9 protein-coding genes and 1 pseudogene are annotated in these 11728 nt (G+C 56.0%); 8 read left to right on the forward strand and 2 right to left on the reverse strand.

Annotated elements, in window-relative coordinates; all coding sequences use genetic code 11:
• A partial coding sequence (locus ACEPAJ_RS03325; protein ID WP_425913557.1) for an Eco57I restriction-modification methylase domain-containing protein occupies positions 1 to 3767 on the reverse strand: 3767 nt, incomplete at its 3' end.
• Between the two features lie 133 nt (positions 3768 to 3900).
• On the opposite strand from ACEPAJ_RS03325, the gene istA reads away from it, so the two are divergent.
• Both istA and istB read left to right on the forward strand, forming a co-directional pair.
• A complete protein-coding gene (gene istA, locus ACEPAJ_RS03330; RefSeq protein WP_425917916.1) occupies positions 3901 to 5400 on the forward strand; it encodes an IS21 family transposase in 1500 nt (499 codons plus the stop codon).
• The gene (istB, locus tag ACEPAJ_RS03335; RefSeq protein ID WP_003459721.1) at positions 5393 to 6196 is read left to right on the forward strand and encodes an IS21-like element ISPst3 family helper ATPase IstB; all 804 of its coding nucleotides are present in this window, start codon (positions 5393 to 5395) and stop codon (positions 6194 to 6196) included. The genes istA and istB overlap by 8 nt, the downstream gene beginning before the upstream one ends.
• 154 nt (positions 6197 to 6350) lie before the next feature.
• Here istB and ACEPAJ_RS03340 read toward each other — a convergent pair whose 3' ends face one another.
• On the reverse strand, positions 6351 to 6680 hold the full coding sequence (locus tag ACEPAJ_RS03340) for a hypothetical protein (RefSeq protein WP_425913558.1): 330 nt from the start codon (positions 6678 to 6680) through the stop codon (positions 6351 to 6353).
• A gap of 280 nt (positions 6681 to 6960) precedes the next feature.
• On the opposite strand from ACEPAJ_RS03340, the gene ACEPAJ_RS03345 reads away from it, so the two are divergent.
• From ACEPAJ_RS03345 to ACEPAJ_RS03370, 6 genes and pseudogenes are all read left to right on the forward strand, one after another.
• On the forward strand, positions 6961 to 8166 hold the full coding sequence (locus ACEPAJ_RS03345) for a hypothetical protein (RefSeq protein ID WP_425913559.1): 1206 nt from the start codon (positions 6961 to 6963) through the stop codon (positions 8164 to 8166).
• A complete protein-coding gene (locus tag ACEPAJ_RS03350; protein WP_425913560.1) occupies positions 8163 to 8954 on the forward strand; it encodes an NYN domain-containing protein in 792 nt (263 codons plus the stop codon). The genes ACEPAJ_RS03345 and ACEPAJ_RS03350 overlap by 4 nt, the downstream gene beginning before the upstream one ends.
• 597 nt (positions 8955 to 9551) lie before the next feature.
• Positions 9552 to 9791 carry a type II toxin-antitoxin system RelB/DinJ family antitoxin gene (locus ACEPAJ_RS03355; RefSeq protein WP_003284884.1) on the forward strand — a complete coding sequence of 80 codons (240 nt, stop codon included), beginning with the start codon at positions 9552 to 9554 and terminating at the stop codon, positions 9789 to 9791.
• Entirely contained in the window at positions 9781 to 10068 is a 288-nt protein-coding gene (locus ACEPAJ_RS03360) for a type II toxin-antitoxin system RelE family toxin (RefSeq protein ID WP_425913561.1), read from the forward strand. Before ACEPAJ_RS03355 ends, ACEPAJ_RS03360 begins: the two co-directional genes overlap by 11 nt.
• Positions 10069 to 10117: 49 nt before the next feature.
• Positions 10118 to 11248 (forward strand): annotated as a pseudogene (locus ACEPAJ_RS03365) (TOTE conflict system archaeo-eukaryotic primase domain-containing protein); the annotation flags it as partial.
• Between the two features lie 165 nt (positions 11249 to 11413).
• The gene (locus ACEPAJ_RS03370; protein WP_181087036.1) at positions 11414 to 11668 is read left to right on the forward strand and encodes an XRE family transcriptional regulator; all 255 of its coding nucleotides are present in this window, start codon (positions 11414 to 11416) and stop codon (positions 11666 to 11668) included.
• Positions 11669 to 11728 lie beyond the last annotated feature (60 nt).

Below are 11728 nucleotides of genomic sequence, written 5' to 3' on the forward strand. Positions count from 1 at the left end.
CCTTGGGTGTCATAAGTGTCTGGCGATTCTGCAACCGTCAGCCGTTCATTGGACGATGGTAACGGCACGATACGCCGGATGAGCTCGGCATGGGCGGCGCACTCCTGCCAGGAACGCCCCACATCTTCATTAAGTTGCCAATCGTAGAAACGCGGGCCTAAGCGAGAAGTCACCGGTTGGTATTCCTGGGCGCGCTCATCATGGCCTAGGCCGTAATCGGCCAGGCGTAAGTTGTCCGGGATCAGCCAGCCCTCGCCGTTGTTTTGATCTAGGAAGGCATCCAGACCTTTTTCCTGTAAGTCATAGAAGGCGACCAACGAAAGGACGGTGTGGCGCAGCTCGGGGTGTTTGTCTTTGTCGATTCGCCAAAAGCCTTTCGGATTCAGACGTTTTGATCTATCTCCAGACAGACCATCGAGTGGCAGGTCACAAGATTCCAGGGCGGTATGAAATTCCGCCACATCGAGGCCAAACTTGAATGCACATATAGCTTCGCTAATTGTTTTGAGGCGAAGTCTTTCATGCTCTGTCAATGCAAACAGCTTCTTCCATCCCAGCGACGCTGACTGCATTTTCAACCATTCCTGGGCAAAGGCTTTGTTGGGTAAACAAAGTCGTGCTCCTATCCTTGCCAGCTCGACCAACTCATCGCCTGAAAAGTCAGGCACGGGAGTTTCTGCGATTACGAAATAATTGAGGTTCAGACCACCAAGACGATTCCGCAAAGTGAAGTCGTATACAAAGGAGTTGAGAGCTGTCATCAGCGCAATGGTTCTTATCGGACTCGTACTTTGCAGCACAGCCACGGAATTTCCCGCAGGGAAGTTGGCTACTAATCCAGAGAACATGGAGCGGCTGTTAGTTGCGGAGCCAATAGCTAGGAAACCGGCCTTGAGCCCAGGCATCAACTTTGTATCCTCGCCATCGTTTCCACGGTAGTCAGCAAGGCCCATCAAATACTGCGGCTCAATCACCTTGCCAGCAAAAGAAATATCACGCCAAACAGCCTTACGTCCTTTGCCACTGACCCAACCTTTTTCACTAAAATCAAACTGGCTAATCATCCGCCCCTCATAGAGCGGCAATGCCACATCCTCAATCTGCTCCACCTGAAGTGCTTGAGTGCCATCGCGAGACACCGCCACCCCAGGTTCACGATCAAGAACATGCATCGGCCCGTGGTAATCACGCCACGGCCCCTTGAGCCAGTGACCATACTCATCCGGCTGGTAGCCCTTCTCCTCCCATTTAGGACGGGGTTTGAACAGATTTGAGTCGTTGGTCATGTGGAACTCGGTGGCGTACTTGATACCCCAGCCGCGTTCGCTCTGGTCGCCGAGCAACACACCATTGGCATAGATTTTTTGCAGCACGCGCAGATCCTGCTCGTCGCGAATCTCCAAGATGGCCTTGGAATACGGCGAAAACTCCAGAACCCGCTCACGGGGATAGGCCAATACATGACGTTCCGCCTGTTCCCAATCATCCACATTCCGGTGCATAAAAGCCGCGCGAATAGCTTGGGTTTCGCCGCCCTTCTGCAAAATCAACGGGCAGAATTTGAAGGAGCGGTGAATGTCGAATATTCCTTCGCGATTCTCGAAGCCGAACAGCCACTGCCAGTCGCACTGCTCTAGGAACAGTTCGCGCAGGGGGGCTGTGCCCTTGTCGGTGTAGATGCCACTGGGCACGATCATTCCCAGGCGCCCGTGACCGCGAAGCAGGGCATGGCTGAGCTCCAGGAACAGCTTGTAGGTATTTAGATCCGCCGATCCCTGATGAAGAAAAGGGTGAGCACTATCGGCAAAGCCTTTACGTTGCTTGCGCTGCTGTAGCCACTTCTTGTGCTGGGCAGCAGAGGCGGCAAAGCTGTTCCTGCCACCCCCTCCTAGATTGAGATCGTGTTTTTGCTTGCCACTTTTGTCTTCATTAACGCGGTCACCGAAGGGTTTTCCTACATATTTCGCCCAGTTGGACATACCCTTGAGCCCGGCGTTGTAGGCAATCCAATCATGTTCCAGCTGTGGCAAATCGTTGAAATACTCCAACTGCTTGCTCAGCGCCTCCTGTTTGCCATAGGAGCGATATAGCGGGTCATGGTTGGAGAAAAATTCTTTGGAGTTTGGCTTCTGAATTTCCCATGGAGGGTTACCCAGCAAGGCATCGAAACCGTCCTGGGTTGTGGTGAATACATCAGGAAACTCCAGCTCCCAGTGGAAAAATCGCAGCCGTTGGGCAACTGCGCCAGCAATCTCCAGCGTATCGCTATCGGGCTGGGCGAAATTTCGGGGTAGCGGCGCCTGCTCAATCTGTTCGCCTGGCCAGAACCACAGCGCGCACCACAGATCCATGCGGGCCTTGAGTGCATGGTAATGAGGGTTGTTGAGTACCTCTTCTCGATAAACATCGGCGCGCTTTTCGCTCTCATGTACTGGCAGGCGATGCAGTTTGCGGAACACCTTGAGCAGCTCGTCGTGCACATCGCTGGCATCCAGCGCGTTGCCCAGGCTTAACTGGCCACTCAGCATGGCCTCCAGCTGCACGGGAACGGCTTTACTGCGGGTATTGATAGCAGCGGTAAAAACGTCGCCTTTCTTACCCTTACCTTCCTCATAGAAGTGATTGATCAGGTTATCTGGCTTGTTCTTCTGATAGTCCTTGTCACCGCCTTCGCGCTGCCAAGCCATGGCGGGGTAGTCGCGGTAAGTATCAAACCAGGTACCTACCAGAGCGTTGCCCACCTTGAGTTTGTGGTCGAGGAATCCAAAAGGCAGGTCGCGATCCATGGTTTCCACCCACAACGCCATGCGCCCCAGCTCTACCGCCAGTGGATCGAGATCAACGCCGTAGAGGCAGTTTTCCACAATATGGCGCTTGAGCTGAGCACGTAGCCTTTCCTCGAAGTCTGGATGGGCGGGTTTGAGTTTGGTCAGCTCATCGCTGAGTAGTTCGGCAAGCTTGCCGTCGGCCATGCGTGGCAAGCTGCCATCTTCGGCGCGCATGATCAGCTGGTGGTGATAGAGCGACTGCACCAGGGCCTCGGTTAGGTAACGCAAGGCCCCGGCCAGGAAGGAGCCAGAACCCATAGCTGGGTCGCAGACCTTAAGGGCTAGAATGTCTTCGGGCACTTTCGGAGCCCACTCCATCACGGTCTCCAGCCCGGTGCGGGCATCGACTTCCGTATGCACAGCGTCGAAAGCCAGCGGTTGCAGGGTACGACGCACCGTGGGAGCCGCTAGCTGGGGACGGGTATAGAAGGTACCGGCACCTTTACGGGTGCCACCCCAACGCACCAGATAGAACTGCCCCGGTGCGACCAGGCGAGCACATAGCTGCTTTGCAGCTTTAGCCAGAGCTTGCTCATCGTCTGAGGTGACATTGCCTGTACGACGGCCACGGGTCTTTTTCACTAGACCGGCCATGACCGCCGCTCGTTCTAGCCAGGCTTGCGCACGAGTCAAGTGATCGGCGCTCAGGGTCAGTTCTTCAGTCTCTTCTGCAATGGATTCTTCGGCTTCCTCTTCGACTTCATCTCCCTGCTCGATTTCGTCGTCAGCTTCTTCGCCAACCTCGGGATCGCTGTCGTCTGCACTGTCGCCGCCATCGCCATCGCCATCGCCATCACCTGCTTTGTCCTTTTTCTTCAGGGCTTCGAACAGTTGCTTAATGGCTTTGTCATCCATGGCCTCCAACTGCGAAAGTGTAAGCGCCGGTTGATTACCTACCCCCAGAAAAATCACCGGATCATCCTGGGCGGCCTGCTTCAACTCGAAGTCCAGCAGCCCTGTTGCCGCTGACCGAAAACTGACCCAGTAGAGGCTGTTCTGCCGACTGAAAACTGACCCAGGTGTTCAACTGCTTCTGCTCAATTTTTGAGCAGGAGAACACAGGGTGATCAGTATGGAAATGATGGGCAAAATCCGCCGGATGTATTTCCGCGACAAGCTGTCGCTGCATGAGATAGCCAAGCGCACCGGGTTGGCGCGCAACACGATTCGCAAGTGGGTCAGAGCACCTGAGGCCAAGCCGCCGGTCTACCAACGCCGCGCGATCTTCAACAAACTCAGCCCTTTTCACGCCACGCTGGAGCAGGCGCTAAAAGCCGATTCGCTGCGGCCCAAGCAACAGCGGCGCAGTGCCAAGGCGCTGTTGGCGCAAATCAAAGCCGAAGGTTATGACGGTGGCTACAGCCAGCTCACCGCGTTTATCCGTGCCTGGCGAGGGGGACAGGGCAAGGCGTCGCAGGCCTTTGTGCCGCTGACCTTTGCTCTTGGCGAGGCGTTTCAGTTTGACTGGAGCGAGGAAGGCTTGCTGGTCGGCGGCATTTACCGGCGTATGCAGGTGGCACATCTGAAGCTGTGTGCCAGCCGTGCGTTCTGGCTTGTGGCGTATCCGAGCCAGGGCCATGAGATGTTATTTGACGCCCATACACGCTCGTTCGGCTCCTTGGGCGGCGTGCCGCGCCGGGGCATCTACGACAACATGAAGACCGCCGTCGACAAGGTCAATAAGGGCAAAGGCCGGGCGGTGAATGCGCGCTTTGCGGTGATGTGCGCGCATTACCTGTTCGATCCGGACTTCTGCAACGTCGCCGCTGGTTGGGAAAAGGGCATCGTTGAAAAGAACGTGCAAGACAGCCGCAGGCGTATCTGGCTAGACGCCCAGGACTGCCAGTTTCACTCCTTCGAGGAACTCAATGCCTGGCTGGGCCAGCGCTGCCGCGCGCTTTGGAACGAGCTGACGCACCCTCAATACAGCGGGCTCAGTGTGGCCGAGGTACTGGAGTTGGAGCGCGCCGAACTGATGCCTGTGCCAGCGCCATTCGACGGTTACGTCGAGCGGCCTGCGCGGGTCTCCAGCACCTGCCTGGTCAGCGTCGGGCGCAACCGTTACTCGGTGCCGTGTGAGTACGCGGGTAAGTGGGTCAGCAGCCGTTTGTATCCGACCCGCATCGAGGTGGTGGCCGATGATGCGCTGATTGCCAGCCATGCGCGCTTGCTGGATCGCGAACAGGTCAGCTACGACTGGCAGCACTACATCCCGCTGATTGAGCGCAAGCCCGGCGCGCTGCGCAACGGAGCGCCCTTTACTGATCTGCCAGCGCCGCTGCGTCAGCTTAAGCACGGTCTGGGGCGTCATGCCGGCGGTGACCGGATCATGGCGCAAGTCCTGGCTGCCGTACCGGTCGCCGGACTCGATGCCGTGCTGGTAGCCGTTGAGCTGGTACTGGAGAGCGGCAGCCTGAGCGCCGAACACATCCTCAATGTCGTGGCACGGCTGACAGCATCCGAACCACCACCCAGCGTCGAAACCCACTTGTCGCTCAAGGAAGCCCCCGTCGCTAACACGGCGCGCTACGACCGCCTGCGTGGCCAGGCCGAGGAGGTCGGTCATGCGTGATTTGATGGCGGAACTCAAGGAGCTGCGCCTGCACGGCATGGCCACGGCCTGGGCGGAGTTAACTGCACAGGGTGAGTCGAACACAGCCTCGTCCAAGTGGCTGCTCGAACACCTGCTGGAACAAGAGCACACAGATCGCGCCATGCGCTCGGTGAGCCACCAGATGAACATGGCCAAGCTGCCGATGCACCGCGATCTGGCCGGCTTCGACTTCAGCGCCTCCAGCGCCGACGCTCGCTTGATCAGCGAGCTGGCCAATCTGAGCTTTACCGACACCGCGCAGAACGTGGTGCTGATCGGTGGGCCAGGCACCGGTAAAACCCACCTAGCCACCGCGCTGGCCGTGTCCGGCATCACCCGGCACGGTAAGCGCGTGCGCTTCTACTCCACGGTCGATCTGGTCAATCTGCTGGAGCGCGAAAAACACGACGGCAAAGCCGGGCGGATCGCCCAGGCACTGCTGCGCATGGATCTGGTCATCCTCGACGAACTGGGTTATCTGCCGTTCAGCCAGGCTGGCGGTGCGTTGCTGTTTCACCTGCTGTCCAAGCTGTACGAACACACCAGCGTGGTGATCACCACCAACCTGAGCTTCGCCGAATGGTCGAGCGTGTTCGGCGACGCCAAGATGACCACCGCCCTGCTGGATCGGCTGACCCACCACTGCCACATCGTCGAAACCGGTAACGAGTCCTATCGACTGCAACACAGTAGCTTGGCGGCCCAGGCCAAGATCAAATCACGGGAGCGAAAGCGTAAGGGCGGCCAAGAACCGGAGGACGATGAGCCGTTCTGATTTCATGGCGACGACGGCCTGCTACATGGCTGCATGTGGCAGGTCTTAAACAACTGAACTGGGCTAGCGAAGGAGTGGGGGCAACAGCAGCTGCGCTGGTAGACTTATCCACAGTTGCTGGTAACAAAATCAGCAATCCGCCCTGGGTCAAATTTCAATCGGCAGGGTGGGTCAATTTTCCATCAGCGCCAACACATATTCCGAATTTTGCAGTTGCTTGGCGCTGATATCCAATGTTCATGCCCCCTTTTACGCAGCTTTCAATAAGTGCGTACTCGACCGCAACGGCGTACCGGTTGGGCTCCAGAAAGTCGTCAATTTTGTGACCAGCAAATCCGCCTATGGCCAGCGCCCCCCAGGCAGTGATCATTGCTTTCTTGGCGAACTTAATTTTGTTGAAGCTGGTCTGGCAGTGACTGCAACTGATCGTATCGGTAACGTTAAAAGTCGTTCCTTTGCTGCATTTTGGACATGTAATTTCCACGCGGCTTCCTTGCTCCGTTTCTAGTCATTGAGTATGAGCTTCTGCCATATCATCTCAGGAGCTGCTGCCTGCCGAAACTAGGCTTTTAGTCATGGGCTCGACTTTTCGGCGGCTCGCTCGTTAGAATCACGGTCAGGCGCCCGCCAAACTTGCACACGAGTTAAAAAAGGCTTTTTGTTTTTCCTTCCTCTTGTTGATATCTGAAACCTTCGAAGCCTAGTCGTATGGGGCTTAAACGTGTGCCACGTGCTCCTAACGGTTGGGCTATGAGGATGGTTTCATGGCTATCAAAGAACTCGCGTTTTCCGCGAAGCAGCATCTAAATTCAGCAACCGGTCAGCAGTTCAAGCAGAGCCATGTCTATGAGCTTTTAGCTGCATGCAATGGATTTAAGTCCAGTGCTTCGCTGAATTCGCATCATGTGTTTGCCTCGCTGGATGACGAGCCTGACATCTCCACGGAGTGTTTGCTGCTGCTGAATCAGCGACTGATTGACCTGGGCTATGCAGGCGTTGCAGAGGCAGCGGGCTCTGCAATATTGAACTTCGTCAGTCTCCATCGATTTGCAGCTGTACCCCTCTCGTTCGTGCTTGCCTCTGTCAGGCGTGGCGATATCGGGGAACGCTATCTCGATGACTATTACGATGATCCTGACGATGGTGATGATGGTTTCGACGTTGCCATTCCCTCTCGAAAAAAGCTTTGGCTAGATGAGGATCGGCTAGGTCTTCTTTTCGATGGGCTGGATGCTGCCGCTGGCCGAGGGAATGCTATGGCTCATTACGCGCTTGCTCTTATTTTCGGGCGAGGCGGAGTGTCGGATGAACATAATCCCAGTTCTGGTGACGACTATTGGCTCAAGCAGTTGGAGCTTGGAAAAGAGCTTAAGGGCGTCGAACTGGAGTGGGCGCAGGCCGCCCTGGCAGATCGCGAGCGGATATCGAAAGCTGATTTTCATCTCGAACAAGCAGCTTTACTGGGTTTCGATGAAGCGATTGTAGATCTTGCAGAAAAAACCGGAGATCCAGCGCTACTCAGTCGAGTTTTTGCTCTTTCTTCCTTCAATGAGCCGATGCGGATTGCTGATTTAGCGGCAGAGTGTGGTCAGCCTGCGATGTCGAAGCATTGGTGCATCCAGGCTGCTAAGCAGGGTGACCTGCACGCCATGCGCCACCTGATCGATCACATCGATTCGGAAAATATATTCCAAGGCTGGGTCTGGGTTTTCTTATCAGAGATGCTCGGTCGCGACCTGCGGAATAGCTCGATGAGGGCCTACCACGACGGTGGCATGTATGCCGATCAAGAGTACGACGATGATCAAGGTGGCCCGCTCTATGTCGCTGGGGATGAGGGCGTAGAACTGGAGCCCATCAGTTCTGCTGAAGAGGCTGAGGCCAAGAAGCAGGCAGCTGAACTGTTCCGCAGTCTTGGTAGTAAGGGCGTTTTCGGCATGATGGATTCAACTACAGGGAGTTTCGTATGAGTGGTCAGCCGCAAAATCTCAATGTCGCCATGTTCATCGATGCGGACAATGCGCCAAGCCGCAAGATAGGGGACGTGCTCGCTGAACTCGCATCCTATGGCTCTGTGTCCATCCGCCGAGCCTATGGCAATTGGAAGAACCCATGCCTGGATCCATGGGGCAAAGTGTTGCATGAGCATGCAATTCAGCCCATTCAACAGTTCGATCTGGTTAAAGGTAAGAACGCGACGGACATGGCCATGGCTGTTGATGCCATGGATGTACTGTTCAATAAGCCCGTCGATGTCTTCTGCTTGGTTTCGTCCGACTGCGATTTCACCCCGCTAGTCATGCGACTGCGGGCCGAAGGTAAGCAGGTCGTGGGTTTTGGTGAGCGTAAAACCCCTGAGCCATTCGTGAATGCGTGTTCACGCTTTCTGTACGTTGATCAACCAGAGCAGATGGATGACCAGGCCGCTGCCCTGATCACACACTTGGAAAAAAGTTTGGCGGTCGGAGAGCCAGGGCTCGTCCCTTCTCCCGAGATGAAAACCGGCAAGGAGCTTAAGTGTGATACCAAGCTCATGAATCTGCTGCGCAACGCGGTCGCCTATGCGGAGGGTGAAGAGGGTTGGGCTTCTCTCGCGACAGTGGGTAGTCGGATCGGTAATCAGGCATCCTTCGATGCTCGGAACTACGGTTATCCAAGGCTGGTAGAGCTTTTTGCAGCCATTGATCTTTTCGAGATGAAGCGCGTCAATAACCACCCGCAGGTTCGCTATAAAAGACGGTCTGTTACGTCAGCCTGAGGTCACTACAGCGCCACTTGCGGCGGGCTGGCGATAAATGCTTTTCAGCAACTGCTATAGCGAATGGCTTACATGGCCTGGTGGTGTTCGCCGCTTCCGGGCTTGTCTCGTGGGCACTAATCTAACCCCATCCACTGAGCAACGGATGTGCTCGGCATCAAGGATGATTGACCATCGCTAGGACGCATCGACAGGATGTTGAATGGTCAGGAAAGAACCCGCTTCGGCGGGTTTTTTGTGGCCTAAAAAAAGCTGCGGCACGTGGCCACTCCCCTGCAAGCCTAAGTAGCTAAACGATGCGGCTGTTCTGTGGGTGGGGCTAGCAAGACGAGCGACTCGCAAAATCATTAACAAAAACGTTAATAAATTCCCGAGCCGTGCGGTGCGTATATCGGGCGCTATGTTCAATAGCGCCCAGCTTCGGACAGGGTTCCGGCGACCACTTCAGCGTGATGTGGCTACTGGGCACCTGGGGTGTGGCGCCGCAGTCAGGGGGCACTTGGTCGGTGTGTTACTGGCAGGGGCACCAACCCGCTTGCCAAACTACGGCTATCCTGGCACTGTAAATACGAATGTCATTACAGTGAGGGTCGCACCATGGCGTCCATCAATATCCGCATCGACGACGAGCTTAAGGCGCGTGCTTACCAGGAGCTGGAAAAGCTTGGCGTCACGCCTTCTGAACTGATGCGCCAGGCTTTGCAGTACGTGGCCGAGCGCGGTCAGCTGCCATTCCGCCCCGTGCTGATGACCGAGGAAGATGAAGCGTTAATCGCCACGGTTCGTGAACGACTGGCAGCTCCTCAGCGCGTGAAGGTTGCGCTGGATGATCTATAGCCTTGAGTTTGATGCGCGTGCACTGAAGGAATGGCAAAAGCTGGGTGATACCGTTCGCCAGCAGCTGAAGAAAAAGCTCGCTGAGGTGTTGCTGAATCCGCGCATTGAAGCGAACCGTCTCCATTCGCTGCCGGACTGCTACAAGATCAAGCTGCGCAGCAGTGGTTATCGCTTGGTGTACCAGGTGATCGACCATGAGGTGGTGGTGTTTGTGGTCGCGGTTGACCGCCGTGAGCGTGAGCAGGTGTACCGCAAGGCAGCCGAGCGCCTCAAATAGCAGGCTGGGTTAGTAGTTTCCCTACAACTAAAAAGGTGGCCTCGGCACGATGGATGGTGGTGATCTGCTTGAGCATTTACGGGCCGAAAATGCTCGCTTGATCGCTCTGCTGGAAAGTCATGGCATCGAGTGGCGCTTGCCTGATGAGCCGCCGAAAGTTGAACCGGTTAGCTCAACCCCACTGTTAATTTCGAGTCTCGACACGGATGCCAAGTTGGCGCTGTTCAAGCGATTGTTTCGGGGGCGGGCCGATGTGTTTCCCGTGCGCTGGGAAAGTAAGGCCGGCAAGTCGGGCTACTCGCCCGCGTGCGCCAATGAATGGCGACCCGGTGTGTGCGAGAAGCCACGGATCAAATGTGGAGACTGCTCGTACCGCCAGCTCCTGCCGCTGACCGACCAGGTGCTCTACAAGCATCTGGCCGGAGAGATTGTTATCGGCGTTTACCCTTTGCTGCCGGATGACAGCTGCTACTTTCTGGCGGTGGATTTTGACGAAGCCGATTGGCGCGCGGATGTCACGGCGTTCGCTCAGTCATGCCGTGAGTTGGGTGTGCCCATGGCATTGGAAATATCTCGCTCCGGTAACGGGGCGCATGCCTGGATTTTCTTCGAGCACAATGTCCCTGCCTATGAGGCGCGCCTGCTCGGCTCAGCGATCATCAGTCATACCTGTGAGCGTACGCGGCAACTGACGCTGGGCTCGTATGACCGGCTGTTTCCAAATCAGGACAGCATGCCCAAAGGCGGCTTTGGCAACTTGATTGCCCTGCCCTTGCAGAAGCGGGCTCGTGCGCTTGGCGGCAGTGTTTTTGTCGATGAGACGCTGACGCCCTATCCCGACCAGTGGGCATTTCTGGCCAGTATTCAGCCTATGCCTGTGCAGGATATTGCGCCGATAACCCTGCTGGCCACTGGCGGTCGCCATCCGCTGGATGTCACCGCAGTGGTGGATGACGACGAGCCGAAACCCTGGCAGCGCACAGTGGAAAAGACGCAGAAATTGGCGTGTGCGCTACCCGAGTCAGTGAACGTTACCCTGGCCAACCAGATATATTTCGACAAATCGGAATTGCCGCAGCCGTTGGTTAACAAGCTGATCCGCTTGGCGGCTTTTCAGAACCCTGAATTCTATAAGGCACAGGCTATGCGTCTGCCGGTGTGGAACAAGCCCCGGATCATTGTGTAGGCGCTTGTGGTTCTGACAACTTATTCCAGTAGGGTTGACCCACTCGTGCTGGGGATTCCGACCCAGCCACTCCAACGGTTGTGATCCACTGCGCTGGCGATGCTGACCCACCACTCAAGCGCTAAACTGTCCGCTCATCTTCCGCGCAGGTCACCGCAATTGATTGAAGAAGGCAGTCGAAATATTTATGCCGATCTCGGCTGCGCTGATGCTGATGTAATGCAGCGCAAAGCCATGCTCGTCGTGCGTATCAGTGATGCTATTACCGCCAAGGCACTGGGACTGGATCAAGCATCGACAGTCACAGGCATTGGAGCTTCTTGCCTGGCGTCTTGGTTGAAGGGAGATTTCAGACACACCGACGAGGCCGAACTGCATACCTGCTTACGCCACCTTGAGATGCAACCTCAGTGATTAGGTTATTTTCGCGGGAGCGAAAATAACGAAGGGGGTATACCCCCTTCGTTATCGATC

The organism is Pseudomonas sp. GWSMS-1 (genome assembly GCF_049847425.1).
Classification (GTDB): domain Bacteria; phylum Pseudomonadota; class Gammaproteobacteria; order Pseudomonadales; family Pseudomonadaceae; genus Aquipseudomonas.